This is a genomic window from Neorhizobium sp. T6_25 (assembly GCF_002968555.1).
Taxonomy (GTDB): domain Bacteria; phylum Pseudomonadota; class Alphaproteobacteria; order Rhizobiales; family Rhizobiaceae; genus Neorhizobium.
In genome coordinates this window covers 14,847-35,316 of record NZ_PVBL01000006.1, presented here as the reverse complement: position 1 = coordinate 35,316, position 20,470 = coordinate 14,847, and the positions used below count along the sequence as shown (strand labels likewise).

General features: G+C 60.6%; 20 protein-coding genes. 15 read left to right on the top strand and 5 right to left on the bottom strand.

All coding sequences use genetic code 11. The features are described 5' to 3' along the window. Positions 1-21 precede the first annotated feature (21 nt). Positions 22-1,227: a pyridoxal phosphate-dependent aminotransferase gene (locus C5L10_RS10015; protein WP_105429728.1), complete on the top strand. Its 1,206-nt coding sequence runs from the start codon at positions 22-24 to the stop codon at positions 1,225-1,227. Positions 1,228-1,273: 46 nt separating this feature from the next. On the opposite strand, the gene nac is transcribed toward C5L10_RS10015, so the two are convergent. Continuing rightward, entirely contained in the window at positions 1,274-2,179 is a 906-nt protein-coding gene (nac, locus tag C5L10_RS10010) for a nitrogen assimilation transcriptional regulator NAC (protein ID WP_105429530.1), read from the bottom strand. 231 nt (positions 2,180-2,410) lie between these two features. Between nac and C5L10_RS10005 the strand changes: the two genes are divergently transcribed. The 9 genes from C5L10_RS10005 to C5L10_RS09965 all read left to right on the top strand — a co-directional run bounded on the left by C5L10_RS10005 (position 2,411) and on the right by C5L10_RS09965 (position 9,925). Continuing rightward, positions 2,411-3,193 (top strand): SDR family oxidoreductase, encoded by a 783-nt coding sequence (locus tag C5L10_RS10005; protein WP_105429529.1) that lies wholly within the window; start codon positions 2,411-2,413, stop codon positions 3,191-3,193. After that, a complete protein-coding gene (locus C5L10_RS10000; RefSeq protein ID WP_105429528.1) occupies positions 3,190-3,897 on the top strand; it encodes an amino acid ABC transporter permease in 708 nt (235 codons plus the stop codon). The genes C5L10_RS10005 and C5L10_RS10000 overlap by 4 nt, the downstream gene beginning before the upstream one ends. Then, entirely contained in the window at positions 3,894-4,652 is a 759-nt protein-coding gene (locus C5L10_RS09995; RefSeq protein ID WP_105429527.1) for an amino acid ABC transporter permease, read from the top strand. Before C5L10_RS10000 ends, C5L10_RS09995 begins: the two co-directional genes overlap by 4 nt. Next, positions 4,649-5,416 carry an amino acid ABC transporter ATP-binding protein gene (locus C5L10_RS09990; RefSeq protein ID WP_105429526.1) on the top strand — a complete coding sequence of 256 codons (768 nt, stop codon included), beginning with the start codon at positions 4,649-4,651 and terminating at the stop codon, positions 5,414-5,416. The genes C5L10_RS09995 and C5L10_RS09990 overlap by 4 nt, the downstream gene beginning before the upstream one ends. A 31-nt stretch (positions 5,417-5,447) precedes the next feature. Next, entirely contained in the window at positions 5,448-6,284 is an 837-nt protein-coding gene (locus tag C5L10_RS09985; RefSeq protein WP_105429525.1) for an ABC transporter substrate-binding protein, read from the top strand. A 93-nt stretch (positions 6,285-6,377) separates the two neighbouring features. Then, a complete protein-coding gene (locus tag C5L10_RS09980; protein ID WP_105429524.1) occupies positions 6,378-7,052 on the top strand; it encodes a 4-carboxy-4-hydroxy-2-oxoadipate aldolase/oxaloacetate decarboxylase in 675 nt (224 codons plus the stop codon). A gap of 56 nt (positions 7,053-7,108) precedes the next feature. Continuing rightward, on the top strand, positions 7,109-7,876 hold the full coding sequence (locus tag C5L10_RS09975; RefSeq protein ID WP_105429523.1) for an SDR family oxidoreductase: 768 nt from the start codon (positions 7,109-7,111) through the stop codon (positions 7,874-7,876). A 59-nt stretch (positions 7,877-7,935) separates the two neighbouring features. Then, entirely contained in the window at positions 7,936-8,883 is a 948-nt protein-coding gene (locus C5L10_RS09970) for a 2-hydroxyacid dehydrogenase (RefSeq protein WP_105429522.1), read from the top strand. Between the two features lie 10 nt (positions 8,884-8,893). Further along, positions 8,894-9,925 (top strand): L-idonate 5-dehydrogenase, encoded by a 1,032-nt coding sequence (locus C5L10_RS09965; RefSeq protein WP_105429521.1) that lies wholly within the window; start codon positions 8,894-8,896, stop codon positions 9,923-9,925. Positions 9,926-10,091: 166 nt separating this feature from the next. On the opposite strand, the gene C5L10_RS09960 is transcribed toward C5L10_RS09965, so the two are convergent. Together C5L10_RS09960 and C5L10_RS09955 are read right to left on the bottom strand one after the other, a co-directional pair. Next, entirely contained in the window at positions 10,092-11,375 is a 1,284-nt protein-coding gene (locus C5L10_RS09960) for an aromatic acid/H+ symport family MFS transporter (protein WP_105429520.1), read from the bottom strand. A 198-nt stretch (positions 11,376-11,573) separates the two neighbouring features. Next, complete coding sequence (locus C5L10_RS09955; RefSeq protein WP_105429519.1) at positions 11,574-12,029, bottom strand: MarR family winged helix-turn-helix transcriptional regulator; 456 nt, start codon at positions 12,027-12,029, stop codon at positions 11,574-11,576. A gap of 206 nt (positions 12,030-12,235) precedes the next feature. Between C5L10_RS09955 and C5L10_RS09950 the strand changes: the two genes are divergently transcribed. The 5 genes from C5L10_RS09950 to C5L10_RS09930 are packed head-to-tail and all read left to right on the top strand — an operon-like array spanning position 12,236 to position 17,003. After that, positions 12,236-12,775 (top strand): flavin reductase family protein, encoded by a 540-nt coding sequence (locus tag C5L10_RS09950; RefSeq protein WP_105429518.1) that lies wholly within the window; start codon positions 12,236-12,238, stop codon positions 12,773-12,775. 10 nt (positions 12,776-12,785) lie between these two features. After that, the gene (locus tag C5L10_RS09945) at positions 12,786-14,018 is read left to right on the top strand and encodes a flavin-dependent monooxygenase (RefSeq protein WP_105429517.1); all 1,233 of its coding nucleotides are present in this window, start codon (positions 12,786-12,788) and stop codon (positions 14,016-14,018) included. 46 nt (positions 14,019-14,064) lie between these two features. Continuing rightward, entirely contained in the window at positions 14,065-15,045 is a 981-nt protein-coding gene (tsdA, locus tag C5L10_RS09940) for a gamma-resorcylate decarboxylase (RefSeq protein WP_105429516.1), read from the top strand. 31 nt (positions 15,046-15,076) lie between these two features. Then, positions 15,077-16,135, top strand: a complete 1,059-nt coding sequence (locus C5L10_RS09935) for a maleylacetate reductase (protein ID WP_105429727.1) — start codon at positions 15,077-15,079, stop codon at positions 16,133-16,135. Between the two features lie 19 nt (positions 16,136-16,154). Beyond that, positions 16,155-17,003, top strand: a complete 849-nt coding sequence (locus C5L10_RS09930; RefSeq protein WP_105429515.1) for a dioxygenase — start codon at positions 16,155-16,157, stop codon at positions 17,001-17,003. A gap of 135 nt (positions 17,004-17,138) precedes the next feature. On the opposite strand, the gene C5L10_RS09925 is transcribed toward C5L10_RS09930, so the two are convergent. Next, positions 17,139-19,133 (bottom strand): PhoX family phosphatase, encoded by a 1,995-nt coding sequence (locus C5L10_RS09925; protein WP_105429514.1) that lies wholly within the window; start codon positions 19,131-19,133, stop codon positions 17,139-17,141. 333 nt (positions 19,134-19,466) lie between these two features. After that, a complete protein-coding gene (locus tag C5L10_RS09915; protein WP_105429512.1) occupies positions 19,467-20,357 on the bottom strand; it encodes an alpha/beta fold hydrolase in 891 nt (296 codons plus the stop codon). Positions 20,358-20,470: the final 113 nt, after the last annotated feature.

The window sequence follows — 20,470 nt, the reverse complement described above, 5'->3', positions numbered from 1 at the left end:
CTTCGTCGAAAGTTAATGCCGATGTCTTCTACAGCCGATCGCCTGAAAAACGTCTCCATATCCGCTTCCGCTGCCATGACCCAACGTGCCCGGGAACTGGCGGCAAAGGGTATCAAGGTTGTCAGCCTCTCTTCCGGGGAACCGGATTTCCCGACGCCGCTGCATGCGATCGAGGCGGCCCATGCCGCAGCGCTTGGCGGTGATACGAAATATCCGCCGATGGACGGTACACCGGCGCTCAAGGCGGCGATCAGCGGGAAGTTCAAGCGGGACAACAATCTCGACTATGATGCCAGTCAGATCATCGTTTCAGCCGGCGGCAAGCAGGTGATTTTCAACACGATGCTCGCCACCTGCAATCCCGGCGACGAAGTTGTCATTCCAACGCCCTCCTGGGTCAGCTATGCCGATATCGTCAAGTTCGCCGGTGGTGTTCCGGTGGCGGTACCCTGTTTCGAGCAGGCTGGCTTCAAGTTGCGCCCGGAGGATCTGGAAGCCGCGATCACGCCGCGCACCAAATGGCTGATCCTGAATTTTCCCAGCAATCCGACCGGCGCGGCCTGCTCCCGCGCCGAAATGGCCGCGATCGCGCAGGTCATGCTGCGCCATCCGGATGTGTGGATCCTGACTGACGATATCTACGAACATCTGGTCTATGACGGTTTCGAATTCTGCACCATCGTCGACGCGGAACCCCGGCTCTATGATCGTGTCCTGACCATGAACGGCGTCTCGAAGGCTTACGCCATGACCGGCTGGCGGCTCGGCTTCTGCGCCAGCGGCTCCAAGGAACTCATTGGCGCGATCAGCAATGTCAACGGGCAGAACGGCGGCGGCATCACCACGGTGACGCAGGCAGCGGCCATCGCGGCGCTGAACGGGCCACAGGATCTCCTGAGGGAGCGGGCCGCGATCTACCGCGAGAGGCGCGACTTCGTCCTCGATCGCTTGTCGGCGGTGGAGGGATTGCGTTGCCACAAGCCCGAGGGCGCGTTCTATCTCTATCCCAACATGTCCGGCTTGATCGGCAAGACCAGCAAGGGCGGGCGGAAGATCGAGACCGACGTCGATTTCGTCATGGCTCTCGTGGACGAACATCATGTGGCGACGGTGCAAGGCGCAGCTTACGGCATGAGCCCCCATTTCCGCATTTCTTATGCAACGAGCATGGAAATGCTAGACGAGGGATGCGCGCGGATCGCCCAGTTCTGCAGGGACATGCGTTGACGCGTCATCGATGATTTGGCGTGGCTGCGTCGTGCCGGAACTCGCCTTATGCTCTCAGCCGCGCGGTCAGCTCGAGAAGGATATTCTTGACCGCCAATGCCGGCTCGGACAGCGAGTTCTGTTCGGCAATGCAGAGCGACAGGATCTCCTCGATCCGCGGCGAAACGAGTCGACAGATCAGCGGTTCGCTTGATTCCGTCACGATACGGTCGGCGATGGCTTTCGGCATGATGGTCGCTCCGAGACCGCTGCCCACGGCGCGTGCCAATGTCCTGACGATTTCAACTTCCGCCACGACTTTCAGGTTGATCCGGCTGCGCGTGAACGCGGTGTCGACCGCACGGCGAACGAAGTTGTAAGCGGGCGGCATCAGAAGCGGCAATCCATCGAGGGCGGTTACCGGAATGGGCTTGTTATCCGCTTCAATCGCAAAATCGCGGTGGGCGACGAGATAAAATTCCTCGCTCAGGATCGGCTCGAACCGCACGCCCTTGATCGGCCCAGCTCCGTGGATCAGCGCCATTTCGAGACGGCCGTTCATGATCATCTGACTGTAGGTTTGGCCGACGCTTTCCGTGAGATGGAGCAGGATGCCCGGATGGCGCCTGCGCGTCTCGGCCAGCAGGTCGACGGACAGCGTGGCGGCGCTGCTGAACGGCACGAGCCCCACGGAAACGCGCCCGGCAAGTGAGTTGCCGGCAGCGGATGCATCAGCCTGCGCCTGTTCCATCTGGCGGAGAATGATCTGCGAATGGCGGTACACCGCATGCCCCGCATCGGTCATGCTGACGCCCTGCTGGCTGCGGATCAGCAGCTTCTGACCGAAATGCTCCTCCAGCGCCGCCAGCTGCTGACTGAGCGCGGGCTGCGCGATATGCAGCAGGTCGGCGGCGCGCGTGATGCTGCCGCTGTCGACGATCACGATGAAGGATTTGAGGCGTCTGATGTCCATTCGGATTTTTGTCTTTTTGTCTTGAGCAGACGTATGTTTGCAGACGCGATCTTCTTTTGCAACGCTGCCGATCGCGATCGTCGCCCGAGGATGGTCTCGCCCGATGATGATCCCCTGCCGACATGGTGGAGCCGAGCCTCCATAGCCGTTGCTTATTGCTCCACAAATAATCGGTCTTAGGCAAGAGATTAAAGGTTCGCTACTGTCTGCAGCAACAACAAGGGGATCCGAATGCCATTCTCCGATTACAAGACCGCACTGGTTACCGGCGCCTCCTCCGGTATCGGCGCCGCTGTGGTGGAGCGGCTTCGGCGTGAGAGTATCGAGGTCCACGCGATCGCACGCAGCGGCGACGCTCTGCAGGCTCTGGCCAAACGCACGGGCTGCATCGCTCATGTGATTGACGTCACCGACCGCCCCTCACTCGCCGAACTGACCGGTCGCGTCGAGTTCGATATCCTCGTCAACAATGCCGGCGTCGATCGGCCGAAGAAATTTCTGGAAGCGGACGAGAGCGATATCGACCTGCTCGTTGATGTCAATCTCCGTGCCGTCCTGCACATTTGCCGTTTGATCGTACCCGGAATGGTCGCCCGCGATCGGGGCCATGTCATCAACATTTCCTCGATCGCCGGCAACTACAATTTCGGCGGCAACTCCATCTATCACGCAGTGAAAGCCGGCGTCGCCATGCTGTCGAACCAGCTGCGCATCGATGCCTTCGGCAAGCGCGTGCGGGTGACGGAAATCTGCCCCGGGCGCGTCGCGACGGACATTTTCAATCACGTGCACGGCGACGATCCCGGTATTCGCGAACGGTTCATCGATGGTTTCGAGCTGCCGCAGGCAGCCGATATCGCCGAAGCCATAGCATTCGCGATCGCCGCGCCGGTCGCGGTCAATATCGGGCATATGGAAATCACGCCAACTTTGCAGGTGATGGGCGGCCTGCAGACAGCCCGGCCGCAGCCGGCTCCCGCAGGTCCGGACAGTTCCAAGGAGCCGGGGCGGTGAACGGATTCGATCTCTGGGCCATCCTGAGGAACCCCGAATATACCGCGATGCTTTTGCACGGCATCGAGATGACCTTTGTCATATATACCGGGTCGTGGCTGCTCGCCATGACCCTCGCGCTGCTGCTTCTGTGCATCCGGTTTTCGCCGCTCCGCTTCGGCGACAGGGCCGTGGCCGCCTATGTCTCCTACCATCGCAACGTGCCGACCCTCGTGCAGCTGATGCTGTGGTATTTCGGCATATTCACCCTGTTCCCACCAGGCCTGACGTCGTGGCTCGCGGCCCACAATGCCGAAACGATCTTCGCCGTCATCGGCCTCGGCCTCTGCCAGGCAGCCTATTTCAGCGAGGACTTGCGGTCCGGCCTTCGCTCCGTAAGCCCGGGCCAGATGGAAGCCGCCAAGGCTCTCGGGCACAGCTATGTCTCGGCGATGCGCTTCGTAATCATGCCCCAGGGCGTGCGCAATGCACTTCCACCGCTCATCAACCATAGCGTTTCCCTGTTCAAGAACAGCAGTCTCGCCATCGTCATCGGTGCGTCCGAACTGACGCACGCCGTGAAGGAAGTCGAAAACCTGAGCTTTCGCACCTTCGAAATCTACCTGGTCGGTACGGCTCTCTACCTGTTCTTCTCGCTCCTGATCATGGGCGCCGGCGCCTATCTCTCGATGCGCGCCGATCCGGCCCGGAGTGCACGCGCATGATCAACGATGTCGTTGCCATCATCCAGGACTACTGGCTTCTGCTGCTGATCGGTCAGTATCCGAATGGGCCGCTCGGCGGGCTTGCAAATACGCTGATCCTGTCGGCGCTCAGCATCATGCTCGCCTTCCCGGTCGCCATCCTGTTTGCACTCGCACGACTTTCGAAATGGCGACTGCTGCGGTGGCCGGTCACCGCACTCGTCTACATAACCCGCGGTGTGCCACTCCTGATGCTTATCCTCTGGAGTTACTTCCTCGTGCCCCTCTGGACAGGCGCAGACGTTCCGAGCTTCGTGACGATGCTGACCACGCTCGTCGTTTACCAGGGCGCCTTCCTGAGCGAGGTCGTACGCGCCGGCATTGTCGCACTCGGCAGCGGCCAGATTGATGCCGCCCGCGCGCTCGGGCACAGCTCTCTCGGCGCGATGCGCTTCATCATTCTTCCGCAGGCGCTCTACAACATGATTCCGAGCATCATCTCGACCTTCGTCTCGACGATAAAGGACACGACGCTCGGATATGTCATCAATGTCCCGGACCTCACTTTTGCGGCCAGCCAGGTCAATAACCAGCTTCTGACGCAGCCCTTCCAGGTCTTCTTCATCCTCGCGGTCGTCTACTACGCGATCTGCTGGAGCCTGACGCATGTCGCCAACATACTCGAGCGCCGCATCACGCGCCGCCGCGCGGGGCTCTCCGGCGGCGCAGGGCCGGTGGCCCTCGTGCCGGCCAAAATCTTATCGGAGCAGCTATGAGCACCTCAGCCGCGCAGACCCAGCAGTTGCAGACAATCCACCTTTCGGACGTCTGCAAGAGTTATGGCGATTATCCGGTCCTCAAGAACATTGACGCCGAAGTTGCCCGAGGCGAGGTCGTGGTGATCTGCGGCCCCTCCGGTTCGGGGAAATCCACCCTGATCCGTACGATCAATCGTCTTGAGGAGATCAACAGCGGATCGATCACCCTGGATGGTCAGAACATCCATGCGGCAATGCGGGCGAGGGAGCTCAACCTGCTGCGCAGCCGGATCGGTTTCGTATTCCAGAACTTCAACCTGTTCCCGCACCTCTCCGTGGTCGAAAATGTGGCGATGTCGCCGATCCGCGTCAAGGGCGTGGCTGCGAATGTCGCCCATGAGAAGGCGCTGAAGCTTCTCGATCGCGTTGGGCTCGCCGACAAGGCGCGGGCTTATCCCGGCCAACTGTCAGGCGGGCAGCAACAGCGGGTGGCAATAGCGCGCGCACTCGCCATGGAGCCGCCAGTCATGCTGTTCGACGAGCCGACCAGCGCCCTCGATCCGGAAATGGTCGGCGAGGTGCTGGCGGTCATGAAGAGCCTGGCATCGGAAGGCATGACCATGATCTGCGTTACGCATGAAATGGGCTTCGCGCGCGATGTCGCCGACCGCATCTGGTTCATCGATGCGGGACAGATCCTCGAAACGGCCCCGCCCGACGAGTTTTTCAAGACCCCCCGCCATCCCCGTGCTCAGCGGTTCCTCGCCGATCTGCGACACTGACACTCACCACCAATAACAAAGGAGAACAGCAATGAACTGGAAATACGCAACTCTTACCGCCGTGCTGGCAGGTGTCTCGGCGGCCTTGCCGGCAAAAGCGGATCAACTCGACACGATCATGTCGGCCAAGACGCTTCGCTGCGCGACGTTTGCCGACGTGGTGCCTTTCGCGGCACCCGATCCTAAGACCCGCGAGATGGCCGGCTTCGACGTCGACCTCTGCAATGCGATCGCCAAGGAGCTGGGCGTCAAGGCCGAAATCAAGCCGGTCTCGGTCGAAGCGCGCGTGCCGGAAGTCAAGCTCGGCCGCGTCGACATCACGGTTGCCAATCTGGCCTATACGCTGAGCCGCGCTGAACAAATCCAGTTCAGCGATCCCTACTACCTTGCCAAGGAAATGCTGATCGTTCCGGCTGACGATCCCGGCAAGAAGAAGGTCGATTACGAAGGCCAGCGCATTGCCTCGACCAAGGGCTCGACTTCCGAGATGTCGATCAAGCTCAACAAGTCCGACCCGCTGACCTTCCAGGATACCGCGTCCGCCTATCTTGCCGTCCAGCAGGGCAAGGCGCGCGGAATGGTGGCCAACACGATGACGACGACGAAATTCGTCAACGAATCCAAGTCCAAGGGCAAGGAAATGCGGATGATCGAAGATCCGATGCTGTTCCAGCCCATCGGGATTGGCATGGCAAAGGACAATCCCGCGCTGACGGCCAAGATCAACGAGGTGCTCCGCAAGCTCGACACCTCCGGCGACCTCAACAAGATCTGGGACAAGTGGCTTGGCCCGAATACCGAATACAAGATGACGCGTAACGACAAGGTCGTGCCACTCTCCGAACTGAAGTTCGACCCGATCCCCTGAGGCCTTTGGTCCGGGTACTCCATCCAATTGCAAATCATCGAAGACCGCAGGCGGCGGGACGTCCCCGCCGTCGGCCTAACCGTGGGAGTTTCCATGATCCACATTAAAGACATCGCCGAACGGCCGAGCAAAGCCGACATCGAGGTACTTTCCAAATTTTCGCCGGCGACCATCCACGAAGCGCAGGGACGCCGCGGGGCGCTCTCCTCACGCCTGAAGCCGGTGGATTACCGGATGAAGCTGTGCGGTCCGGCCTTCACGGTCAAATGCGCGCCGCGTGACAACATCATGCTTCAACTCGCGATCAACTATGCCAAGCCGGGTGACATCATCGTCGTGTCCGCTGGCGAATACGAAGAGGCTGGCTCGTTCGGTGACGTACTCGCCAATGCCTGCCTGGCAAAGGGCATCGGCGGCCTGGTGACCGATACGGGGGTGCGCGACACGCTGCAACTGAGGGACCTCGGTTTTCCCGTCTTCTCCCTGAGCGTCTGCATCAAGGGTACCGTCAAGGAAACCATTGCGGCGGTGAACGACACGATCATCGTCGGTGGCGAAACGATCAATCCGGGCGACATCATCGTTGGTGATGCCGACGGGCTGGTCGTTGTCCGCCGCGCTGAAGCACAGGAAGCCGCCGTGCTTTCGCAGGCCCGCGAGGATGCCGAAGCCGGCTATATCGCCGCCTATAAGCAGGGCAAGTCGGTGATCGAGGTCAGCAAACTGGAGCCGGTGCTGAAAGCCAAGGGCCTGGCCGTCGATATCTGAGCCTGGCCGCAATTGTCGCGCCAAGCGACGGTCTTTCTTTTCGTAAAGAGGTTTGAATGACCTTCCCATTATTTGATCTGGCCGGCCGGCGTGCGTTGGTGACGGGCTCGTCGCAGGGCATTGGGCTGGCGCTTGCGCGGGGGCTTGCGCAGCATGGCGCTTCCGTCGTGCTGAACGGCCGCGACCCCGTGAAGCTTCAGGTCGCGACCGATAGCCTGGAGAATGAAGGTTATGAGGCGAGGGCGGCCGACTTCGACGTTACCGATCCCGATGCCGTCAAACGCGGGGTCGAGGCGATCGAGCGCGGGATCGGGGCGATCGACATCCTGATCAACAATGCCGGAATGCAGTTCCGCTCGCCGCTCGAGGAGTTTCCGGCCGATCGCTGGGAGCAACTCATGAAGACCAACGTCTCCAGTGTCTTCTATGTCGGCCAGGCAGTGGCGCGCCATATGATCGGCCGAGGGCAGGGGAAGATCATCAACATTGCCTCGGTGCAGAGCGAGCTGGCACGCCCGGGCATCGCTCCCTACACGGCCACCAAAGGCGCGGTGAAAAACCTGACGCGCGGCATGTGCGCGGATTGGGCAAAACACGGCCTGCAAATCAACGCGATCGCACCCGGCTACTTCAAGACCCCGTTGAACCAGGCACTGGTCGATAACCCGGAATTCTCGTCCTGGCTGGAGAAACGCACACCGGCAGCCCGCTGGGGCGATGCCGAAGAGCTCGTCGGGGCAGCAGTGTTTCTCGCCGGCAAGGCTTCCTCCTTTGTGAACGGGCACACGCTTTATGTCGACGGCGGCATCACAACCTGCCTTTAGGTAAAGCCCGCCACACGGGCAGCGACAAACCATCATCTACATCGCAATGGAGGAAACCAATGGCCAAGCCGGACATCCTGCTCGTCGGGCCTTACCCGGAATGGGATCTCGAAGAGCTGGAAGCGCAGTACAACGTGCGCAAGCTCTACGAGGCTGAAGACCGCGATGCTTTTGTTCAGGACCACGCCGCCGGTATCCGCGCCATCGCCACGCGGGGCGAGCTAGGCGCTTCCGCCGAAATGATCGCCAGGCTGCCGAAGCTGGAGATCGTCTCGGTCTATGGTGTCGGCTACGACGCGGTCAATCTGGACGCCTGCCGGGCGCGCGGCATCCGGGTCACCAATACGCCCGATGTGCTGACCAATGACGTGGCCGATCTCGGCGTGGCGATGATGCTGATCCAATCGCGTGGCATGATCGGCGCCGAGGCCTGGGTCCGGGACGGAAGTTGGGAGACACAAGGCCTCTATCCGCTGAAGCGCCGCGTCTGGGGCCGAAAGGCCGGCGTGCTTGGCCTCGGCCGCATCGGCTTCGAGGTCGCCAAACGCCTCAAGGGCTTCGAGATGGACATCGCCTATAGCGACGTTGCCGAGAAGCCGTTTGCCGATGGCATGACGTTCATCGCCGATCCGGTGGAACTTGCCCGGCATTCGGACTTCCTGTTCGTGACGCTGGCGGCCTCGACTGTCACGCGCCATATCGTTTCGAGGAATGTGATCGAAGCGCTCGGGCCCGAAGGCATGCTGATCAACATCTCGCGCGCTTCCAATATCGACGAGAAAGCGCTGCTCGCCGCACTCGAAAGCGGAGGGCTCGGATCTGCGGCACTCGACGTGTTCGAAGGCGAGCCGAACCTCGATCCGCGTTTCCTGACGCTCGGCAATGTGCTGGTGCAACCGCACCATGCGTCCGGCACGATCGAAACCCGCAAGGCGATGGGCAAGCTGGTGCGCGACAATCTCGCCGCCCATTTTTCAGGCGCCGCCCTGCCGACACCCGTTCTCTAAGGATAAGTCCATGAAAGCCGTCGTCATTCATGCCGCCAAGGACCTGCGCATCGAGGAAAGGGACGTGGAAGACCTCGGTCGCGGACAGGTGGAGGTCGCCATAGAAGCCGGCGGCATCTGCGGCTCCGATCTGCACTATTACAATCACGGCGGCTTCGGTACGGTGCGCGTGCGCGAGCCGATGATCCTCGGCCACGAGGTTGCGGGTACGGTCAGGGCACTGGGGGCGGGCGTTTCCGGACTGGCCGTGGGCGACCGGGTGGCGGTGTCGCCGAGCCGTCCCTGCAATGCCTGCGATTACTGCTTGAAGGGGCAGCAGAACCATTGCCTCAACATGCGCTTCTACGGTTCGGCGATGCCGATGCCGCACATCCAGGGTGCATTCCGCCAGCGTCTGATTGCCGAACAGTGGCAATGCCACAGGATAGCGGACGGCGTCTCGATCAACGAAGCGGCGATGGCGGAGCCGTTCGCGGTCACGCTGCATGCGGTGGCCCGCGCCGGCTCGCTTGCGGACAAGCGCGTGCTGGTCACCGGCTGCGGTCCGATCGGTGCGCTGGCGATCATCGCTGCCCGTGCCCATGGTGCCCGAGAGATCGTCGTGACCGACGTGATGGGTGCGGTCCTCGAGAAGGCGCTGGCGGTTGGCGCCGATCGGGTCATCGACGTCGCCAGCAATCCGGAACAGCTTGCCGCCTATTCCGCAAACAAGGGCTATTTCGACGTACAGTTCGAGGCTTCCGGCAACGAACGCGCCGTCCGCGCCGGCCTGGAAGTGCTCCGGCCCCGCTCGACGGTGGTCCAGCTCGGTCTCGGCGGCGACGTCGCCATCCCGCAGAACATCGTGGTCGCCAAGGAAATCGAGATGAAGGGCACCTTCCGTTTCCACGAGGAATTCGGTCTTGCCGTGGACCTTATGGGTAAGCGTCGCGTCGATCTGAAGCCGCTGCTCACGGGCATCTTCCCGATCGACAATGCCGTGGAGGCTTTTGAAGCCGCCGGCGACAGAACCCGGTCGATGAAGGTGCAACTGGCTTTCTAGCAATCGAACCAGGGCCGACAGGATTGGCATCAGAGGCATTGAAACCGTACCTCTGCCCGGACAACAAGAGTAAGAGGCGGCTTTGTGAAAAGCCGCCTCCTAGATTCTCGGGTTCAATACCTGCAGATTTGGTTGTCCTTGACCTGCCAAGGCCCGGGGCGAGAATTCAAGCCGTCTTTTTCTTGTACAGCAGTGTCGTCAGAGCGAGAACACAGCCCACCGCACCGACGGTCGCGAAGATGTAGAAGTTCCATTGCGGTGCAAGGCCTGCTCCCAGGACGGCACCGCCGATGGCGGGCCCGATCATTCCCCCGACGCGACCGATGCCGAGCGAAAAGCCAAGGCCGGTGCCGCGAATCTCGACCGGATAGAGATTGCCAACCAGGACATTGGCCAGAATCTGCGTTCCGATCGTTCCGGTTCCAGCCAGCGCGACCAGACCGTAGACCTGAAGGCCCTGGCCTACCTGGGTCAACATCCAGATCGAGCATGCGCCGAGGAGGAACATTGCCGCCACGACGATCTTGACGTTGCCAAGGTCGGCAATTCTCGCACCGATCAGCAGACCGACCGCCGCGCCAAGATTGAGCGTGACGGAGAAGAGAAGGGCGGAACCGAGGTCGTAACCCATCTTGTTCATGATGGTCGGCAGCCAGTTCACCATGCCGAAAGTAAGCAGAAGCGAACAGAAGTGGATGCCCCAGGCGTTCAATGTCGGCAACAGGCGGCCTTCGGAAAACAGCGACTTGATACCTACCTGACGCAGAGCAGCAGCCCTTGGATTGGGATTGGGCAACCCATACTGATCAGCTATCCGATTGGCTTCTGCCTGGCGGTTCTTAGTCGCCAGCCATTCCGGCGATTCCGGAAGGAGGCGCAGGAACAGCGGAAGAAGCAGTATGGGCGCGCCACCGATGATCATAAGCACGCGCCAACCGTAAGTCTCGATCAGCATAATGCCGAGAATGCCGGAGATGATGCCGCCAGCGAGATAACCGAGAAGCGCCGTCGAGTACGCCATGGCTTTCCGCTTTGGCGGGGAGAACTCGATGATCAAGGCAGTTACCGTCGGAAACAGCGCGCCCAGGCCAAGACCGGCAAGAAAACGGGTTCCTTCGAAAATCAGGAAGCTCGGAGCCAAACCGCTGCCGATCATCATCACCGAAAAGCTCAGGAGGCTCCCGATTATGACTTTGCGGCGGCCAATCCTGTCGGCAAGGGTCCCGGCAATCAGGGCGCCGAGCAGCATGCCGAACAGGGTGATTGACGCGGCTCTTCCGACCATGCCGGGCGTCAGAGCCCAGCTTGCTTCTCGAAGCAGTGAAGGTGCAACCGCACCATAAACGATAAGGTCGTAACCGTCGAAAAGGATCAACAGGCCGCATAGGGCGATGATCATATTCGGGCTGCGGACGCGTTCCTTGGCGATAGCGACATCTTGTATGGTCATTTTCCCTCCCCACACATTTGAGTACAGGAAGTACGCTCCCGCCATCGGCAGGCCAGCATCGATCCATGTACAAATCCTCCGGATCGTCGTCGGCGTGTTTCCTCCCACACCGGACCCTCATCCCGAAGAGAGATGATGCCAGGACAACGATTGACGCGCCATTAGATACTTGCAGATAAAATATTTGCAAGTGCAAATTTACTGGTCGCTGGTTTTCCCTTTACCGGACAGGGCCGGCAGATTGCTGTGCATCCGCCTCAACGCACTTTTCAGCGCGGTGACCTCCTCTTTGGACATGCCCTGTACAGCCGTGGCCTCGAGTTCCATGGCAAGCGGCATCAGCTTTTCGGTCATTGCCTCTCCCTGCGGGGTCAACCGAACGATGACGATACGGCCATTGTCCTCGGGACGGGTTCTCGAGACCAGCTTGCGTTTCGCCAGAGTGCCGACGAGCCGCGAAAGGGTGGAGATCTCAACCGAGACGACGTCGGCAAGGTCCCCAAGCGTGCTTTCCTTGCGCTCCCTCAACATGGCCAACACTCGATACATGGCAACGCTGAGATCGTTCTCGGCAATTCGTTGTGAGAAGACCTCGGCGATACGCACGCCCGCACGGTTGAGCAGGTAGGGAACTGAATCGGTAAGTTTGTACATGTCTCAGTCTGCTGGCGAAATCTCGTGTGCGGCTGACCGCGGCTTGTTCCGACATGCACCTAAATGGCCCAAATGACAACACGAGCCGCTGGATCACTTCACAAAAAGGATGGACATCGAACGAGAAACTGCCCGCAGTCAAAAATTTGCATTGACAATAGTTGCGTTTGCAATAATTTGACGGCAAGGAGACTCGGGAGGAACTCATGTCTGCCACAGCTGCCGCCGGCCTCATACCGGCAATTCCGCCTATCAGCGATGCGTTTCGCGCGACCATGCGCAGGTTTCCGGCGACGGTTACCGTGATATCCGCCTGTCGCAATGGAGCCGACCACGGCATGACCGCAACGGCGGTGACATCGCTTTCCATGGATCCGCCGTCGCTGATCATCTGCCTGAACAACCGCACTTACCTGCACGACATGCTGCTGGAAGTGCCGGAATTTGCCGTCAGCGTTTTGACGCACGAACAGGTTTCCGTATCGGAAGGGTTCAGCGGAAAGATCGCTCCGGAACGCCGGTTCGAAGCGGCCGATTGGGTTCGCCACGAACGGGGCATGATGGTCCTGGATTCGGCTCATGCCGCCGTGATTTGCCGTCGCATGGGTGCCGTTCCCTATGGAACCCATACGATCTTCATCGGCCAGGTGATAGACACCCGTCTTTCCAACGATACCACCCCGTTAATGTACGAAAATTCGAATTATTGCGCGCCACAGCACGCGCCTTTTACCTCCCATAACTGAGGGCAGTTCCATGAACAATACAGCAGCCTTGTTTCCCGCTTCGATGCGGGCAGAAAACCCATGTCTTGCCAAGCGCATCGCGCCGGTTCTTGATGAGATCCGCGCCGCTGCTCGTGATACCGAGAAGGCGGGGCGGGTGCCGGCCCGCAATATCGACCTGCTGCGCGGCGTCGGGTATTTCGATATTCTCAAGCCGGGCCGTTTCGGCGGCGACCAGGGCTCCTTTGCAGAGTTGGTCGATGCCAATATCGAGCTGTCATCGGCTTGCGCCTCGACCGGCTGGGTCGCGGGACTTCTCTCCGCGCATCAGTGGCTTCTTGCGATGTTCGACGAACGGGTTCAGCAGGAAGTCTGGGGCACGAACGCCGATGCACTTGTATGCGGTTCCTATGCGCCGACACGCATGGCGGAGCGCGTGGAGGGCGGATTTCGCCTTTCCGGCGACTGGGCCTTTGCGAGTGGTTGCGAAAATGCGCAGTGGGCATTGTGTGCTGCCATCATCCCGCCAAAAGTCGAAGGAGAGTGCGCCGTCCCGTCCTTTCTCCTGGTGCCTGCAAGCGATTACACGATCGCCGAGACCTGGGATGTCGTCGGTCTGGCCGGTACCGGTTCCAAGAGCCTGATCCTGAAAGACGTCCACGTGCCCGAGCACCGTATCCTGGCCTTCCCGGATGCGACTACGGGCAGAACGCCGGGCGGGAGGGGATATGAGGGCATCGGCCTTTTCAACATTCCGCTCCTCATGGGGATTCCGTTTTGTCTCGGCAGCGCTGCCATCGGCGCCGCGAAAGGCGCGTTGACAAGCTATCTCGACCATATGGGCACGCGGATCACGCGCGGCGCAGTCGCGGGGGGTAACAACAAGATCGCCGAGTTTCCGACCATCCAACTGAGGGTAGCAGAGGCATCGGCATCGATCGATGCAGCACGCGAAATCATGCTGCGTGACGTGGCGTGGGCACAGCAGCTGGCGCAGGCACGCGAAAACGGCACGGTCGAGATCACCGATGAAGACAGGATTCTGGCGCGGCGCACGCAGTCCTTCGCCGTCAGCCTGTCCCTTCAGGCGGTCGTAGCCTTGAACGCCTCCACGGGCGGTCTCGGTCTTCAAATGGCCAACCCCGTCCAGCGGGCATGGCGGGATGCGAATGCCGTCGGACGCCACATTTCGATGAACTGGGACGCCGTTGGGACCATGGTCGGCCAGCATCTCTTAGGCCTGCCGCCCAAGGGTCAGTACTGATCCGTACACGTCCATTCTAGATTTGAGACACGAAAGAGAGAGTATCGTGCAAGGTAAAATAGCGCTTGAAGAACACTTCGCCATTCCCGACACGCTGCAGGATTCGGCGGGTTTCGTGCCCGGAGACTACTGGACGGAACTATCGGCCCGCCTTCTGGACATACAGGACAAGCGCCTGCAGCTGATGGACGCCCAAGGCATCGACAAGATGATCCTTTCGCTGAATGCTCCGGCTGTGCAGGCGATCCCGGACAAGACCAAGGCGCTGGAAATTTCCCGCCGCGCCAATGATTTCCTGGCGGAGCAATGCCTCAAGAACCCCAACCGCTTTCTGGGTTTTGCGGCGCTGCCCCTGCAGGATCCGGATGCGGCGATAGAGGAACTTCAACGCTGCGTGACGACGATGGGGTTCGTCGGCGCGCTGGTGAACGGGTTCTCGCAGGAAGGCGACGGCTCGACTCCGCTTTACTACGACCTGCCGCAATACCGCCCGTTCTGGGCGGAGGTGGAAAAGCTCAACGTTCCTTTCTATCTCCACCCGCGCAATCCGCTGCCACAGGACAGCCGGATCTATGCCGGCCACTCGTGGCTGATGGGCCCGACCTGGGCCTTTGCACAGGAAACCGCCGTGCATGCGCTGCGGCTCATGGGGTCAGGTCTCTTTGACGAGCATCCCGGTCTGCGCATCATTGTCGGTCACATGGGCGAGGGGCTGCCCTATATGATGTGGCGGATCGACAACCGAAATGCTTGGGTCAAGGTCGAAAAGAGCTATCCTGCCAAGCGCCGCATTGCAGATTATTTCAACGAGAACTTCTACATCACCACGTCGGGAAATTTCCGCACCCAGTCGCTGATCGATGCCATGCTCGAAATCGGCGCTGACAGGATCCTGTTCTCGACCGACTGGCCGTTCGAGAATATCGACCACGCCGCCGACTGGTTTGATAGCGCCACGATCTCCGAGGCAGATCGCCTGAAGATCGGCAGGACCAATGCACTTTCGCTGTTCAAGCTCGATCGTTGAACATGGCGCAACGAAGACGGAGTTGATGGGTGTGGTAGCGTCCTTCCAATATAATATCGGTCCTGCAAGGGTCATTTTCGGGCCTGGCTCGCTTGGCCAACTCGCCGACGCAATCACGGGGCAGGGCTGCAAGCGCGCCCTGATCCTGTCCACCCCGCATCAAAACACGGAAGCCAAAGGTGTTGCCGCCACCCTCGGCCCGCTTTCGGTCGGGCTGTTTACCGACGCCACGATGCACACGCCGGTCGATGTGACCGAGCGGGCGATGGAAACTTATCGTGCCGCCGGAGCCGATTGCGTCGTTTCCTTCGGGGGTGGATCGACGATCGGGCTCGGGAAAGCGATCGCCTATCGCAACGATGCGCCTCAGATCGTGGTAGCGACGACTTATGCCGGCTCGGAAGTGACGCCGATCCTCGGCCAGACGGAAAACAGTGAAAAGACGACCGTCCGGGCGGCCAGCATACTGCCCGAGGTGGTCATTTACGATCCCGAATTGACCATCGGGTTGCCGGTCGCCATGAGCGTGAGCAGCGGTCTCAATGCGATGGCCCATGCCGTAGAAGGTCTTTACGCACGGGATCGCAATCCGATCTCCTCGATGATGGCAATGGAAGGTCTGCGCGCTCTGAAGCAGGCATTGCCACGGATTCTGAACGACCCGCAAGATCTCGGCGCGCGCGGGGACGCACTCTATGGAGCCTGGCTTTGCGGAACGGTGCTTGGAACCGTTGGCATGGCCCTGCACCACAAACTCTGCCACACGCTGGGTGGCAGCTTCGACCTGCCGCATTCAGAAACCCATGCGATCGTGCTTCCGCATTCCGCCGCCTATAACGCCCATGCAGCCGCAAATGAACTGAAGTCGGCGGCCGACCTCTTCGGTGGCTCACTAGGAGCCGGTCTCTACGACTTTGCCGGGTCGATCAACGCTCCTACGGCGTTGAGAGATCTCGGTATGAAGGAAGCCGATCTTGACCGTGCGGCCGATCTGGCCACCCGCAACCCGTACTGGAACCCGCGTCCCATAGAGCGCCAGGCGATCCGCGCCCTGCTGCAAAACGCCTGGGAAGGCGCGCTGCCGCAATAACGCATTCGGAGGAGTTTCAATGTCTCGATATTTCAGCGAGGAAAAATCCGCAGAAGCGGTCAACGCACGTATGGCTCAGGACATTGCGCCACGACTGGTCGAGGTCATGGCATCGCTTGTCACGCATTTGCATGCCTTTGCAAAGGATGTCAGCCTTACCCAGCAGGAGTGGGAGACGGCAATCAGCTTCCTCACCCGGACAGGCCATCTTTGTCACGACGAGCGGCAGGAATTCATCCTGCTGAGCGACGCCTTGGGTTTTTCCATGCTGGTCGATGCCATCAACAATCGCCGGCCCGACGGGGCAACGGAAAACACTGTATTCGGGCCGTTTCACGTCGAGGGAGCGCCAGTGCGCCAGATGGGGCAGACGATCTCTCTGGACGGCAGGGGCGAGAGTTGTCTTTTCACCGGCTGCGTGCTGGATCTTGACGGCCACCCTGTTGAGGGTGCGCTGATCGATGTCTGGTCGGACAATTCCGATGGGTTCTACGACGTCCAGCAGCCGGACATTCAGCCAAGATGGAATAATCGCGGGGTCTTCGTGACGGGCGCTGACGGCGCCTATAGTTTCGTCGGCATCAAGCCGGTTTCCTACCCGATCCCCGATGACGGTCCGGTCGGCCAGATGCTGAGATCGCTGGGCCGCCACCCATATCGCCCTGCCCATACCCACTATCTGATCACTGCGGAGGGATACCAGAAGCTCGTCACCCACACGTTTGTCGGCGACGATCCCTATCTGGAGTCGGATGCGGTCTTTGGGGTGAAAGACAGCCTGATCGCTCCCTTCGAGCGGATCGATGAAGCGACGATCTGGCGCTCCGATTTCAATTTTGTCCTGACGCCCTTGGATTACCGCCGATGAACTCTCCAACTTCGTAAGGCGGATAGCCTCCGTCTGCTGCGAGCCGGGATGATGCACTCACCCCGGCCGGCATTCATAGCCAGGCGGCAGCCTCGCTGCCGCTCTGGTTGCGGTTCGATACCGCGTTGATAAGTGTCAGACGGCAATCTTGCCGCCGCCCACCTTGGTGATCGCAACGACTGCAGGTCGCACCGGCATGTCGGGCTTGAAGTCCGGCCAGCGGGTGGAAAGGTCCTCGTAGTAGGAGGGGCGGCCATGGCCCGGCCAGTCCTCGCCGCCATCGGCCGGATGCTGGACGGCGACGAAGGCGGTTTCGTCATTCGGGGTGAAGAGCGGCCCGCACATCTCGGCACCGACGGGAACGCGGAAGAAGAGCTTGGAGGTGGCGCGGGCTTCACCTTCCGTATCGACGGCCCAGAGACCGTCCGTTCGGCCGGTCGCCTTGTTGTTGTTGCCGTCGGTCGAGACCCAGAGCCGGCCGGCGGAATCGACGGCGCAGTTATCCGGCATGCCGAACCAGCCGTTCTTGGTGGTCTCGGTGGAGAAGGTCGCGCCGACCGCCGCAACGGAAGGATCGCCGCACTTCAGAAGCACTTCCCACTTGCCGGAGGTCGCGGTGAAATCGCCGTCATTTTCGGCGATCTCGATAATGTGGCCAAAGGCGTTTTCTGCGCGCGGATTGGCGGCATTCACCTGGTCGCCCTTGCGGCGGGTGTTGTTGGTCAGCATCACGTAGACCTTGCCGTTGACGCCGTTCGGCTGGACGTCCTCTGGCCGGTCCATTTTCGTGGCACCGAGCACGTCGCCCGCGCGCCGACATTCGATCAACACGTCCGCCTGGCTGTTAAATCCGTTAGCGGCGGTCAGCGGCCCCTGGCCGTGGATCATCGGCAGCCACTGCATGGTGCCGTCTTCGTTGAACTTGGCGACGTGAAGCGTTCCCTTGTCGAGAAGGTTCATGTTGGCCGCGCGGTCGTTGGGGTTGAACGTGCCTTCGGTCACGAACTTGTAGACATAGTCGAACCGTTCGTCGTCGCCGAGATAGAAGACGACCTTGCCGTTCTTGGCGACGATCGACTCGGCGCCCTCGTGCTTCGTACGGCCGAGCGCGGTGCGCTTTTTCGGCGTTGAGGCCGGGTCCATGACGTCAACCTCGACGATCCAGCCGAAGCGGTTCGGCTCATTCGGTTCCTTGGCGAGATCGTAGCGGTCGTAGAAATTGGCCCACTCATAGCCACCTTCCGGAACGCCGTAACGCTTGTAGTTGGCGGCCTCCTTATGGCCTTCCGGCAGCGTGCCGGAGAAATAGCCATGGAAATTCTCTTCCGCCATGATGTAGGTGCCCCACGGCGTGACGCCCCCGGCACAGTTGTTGATCGTGCCGATGGCGCGCGTGCCAGTCGCATCGACATTGGTCTTCAGGCGATCGTTGCCAGCGGCCGGGCCGGTAATTTCCATGGGAGTGTTGGCAGTGATACGGCGATTGTATTTGCCGTCGGTGACGACCTGCCACTTGCCGCCGGCCTTGCGGATTTCGACGATGGTGCCGCCATGGGCCGCCATTTCGACATCCACCTGCTCCTTGCTGAGCGCGCCCTGCTTGATCTTGCCATCCACGACCTTGACGAGGCCCGGGAACATCAGGTGCGGGTTGGTGTATTCGTGATTGACGACGAGCAGGCCGTGCTCGCTTGAACCTTCTAGCGGAATGTAGCCGACATAGTCGTTGTTGTAACCGAACTGCTTGCTCTGCGCGTCAGCCGTCTGCTTGGCCGGATCGAATGTCGGCGCGCTGGGCAGGACAGCATCGCCCCAGCGCAGAAGGATATCGGCGTCATAACCGCTGGCCACGTGGTGGTTGGCATCAACGCCCGCTTCCACTTCGGCGAACTTGAAGGCGGAGCCGCTCTTATCCTGGGCACGCGCCTCGTCCGCGCTCATCAGGGCGACGGGGCTCACCGTGGCCGCGATTGCTGAGACGGCAAGCGAGCCCTGCAGAAAATTCCGGCGCGAGAAACGCTTGCCGATGATTTCACCCATGGTCGGGTTAACGCTTGTGTTGTGGCCATCGCCATTCGCATCTTCAAGCTGAGTCGTTCGGAATATTTTCTGGGAAGTGTGCTCGTTCATTGGCTCGCCTCTAAGTTCGGATTTGCCCCAAGTCTGGAGCCGTTCTAACCTAAGGTTACACTATTACAGGTATGCGACAGCCATCCCCGCGCCGGCCATCTCTTGTCTCAGAGGCTCCGAATCTTTTTGGAGCCGGCGAAACCACAGGTGTCACCGCTGTGCGTGAGGCCTTCAAGGAAGCGAACGCCAGGGGAGGGCGGAGCCTGCCGCGAGGTAAGCAAGTTGTCGATACAGCAGTCTATGCCGAACAGCTCCGCAGCCACCGTCCTCAGCGCGGTCGGGGCGAGAAAAATCGAAACCGGTCGGTTCGGCCCCATCTTGATCTCGGCCGGCCTATGCCCCCTTGGGCATTGTGCTCCATGAATTTACAATGAACTCGCACATAAGAGCGGCGCATTCCTGATGATGCGTCTCAAGCAGAAGGTGCGCCCCATCAAAAACGTGCATATCCAACCGGTCGAGTTCGCGGGCATAAGCCAATACCTCGTCGAGCTCAAAATATGGGTCGTGCCGCCCCCAGACTAGTAGCGCCGGCGGCTGATGATCGCGATGATAGGCCGAAATCTCCGGAAAGCGGGCGACATAGCGGCCATAGTCGCTGAAGATGCGAAACTGTATTTCGACCAGTCCGGGGCGGGCCATCCGTTCCCAGTCAAGATGCCAGCCTTCTGGCGCGAACTGCGGTTTGAGCCTATCCGGGATGTCGCCGACATATGTGTGCCGCACTCCTTCGAAATTGAGCCATTCGGGCAGGTTCGCGCGGTTCTCCAATGTGGGTTCCGCCCAGTAGGCTTTGCTGGCCCCCCAAACTGGACCGAGGCCTTCCTCATGGGCATTGCCGTTCTGAATGATGAGCCCAAGCACGCGGTCGGGGCGGGCCAGCGCCAGATAGTAGGCCACCGGTGCCCCGAAATCGTGGATGTAGAGGAAGAACCGCTCCAACCCGATCTCCCTCGTCAAGGCATCGACCGTCCGCGCCATGGCGTCGAACGTGTACTCATAGTCATCGGGCGCCTCCGTGAAACCGAAGCCGGGGAGATCGGGTGCAACGACCCGGGCCACGCTGGCCAAGGGGCTGATAACGTCGCGGAAACTGTAGGATGAGCTGGGTTGGCCATGAAGCAGCAGCAGACCGGGCGCGTCGCGTCGCCCTGCCTCGCGATAGAACACGTCGACCCCATCTACTTTGGCTGTCTGATGCCTGGCCTTTTGCACGTCAAGCATGCTGACCTCCTCGTTTTTCGGACCAACGTGTCAACCTTCGAGGAGTGAATTGGTTCACCTGAAAATCCTGCCTACCGCCCGGTCGTAACCGCGTCGGGCTGGCTCGGGCGTAT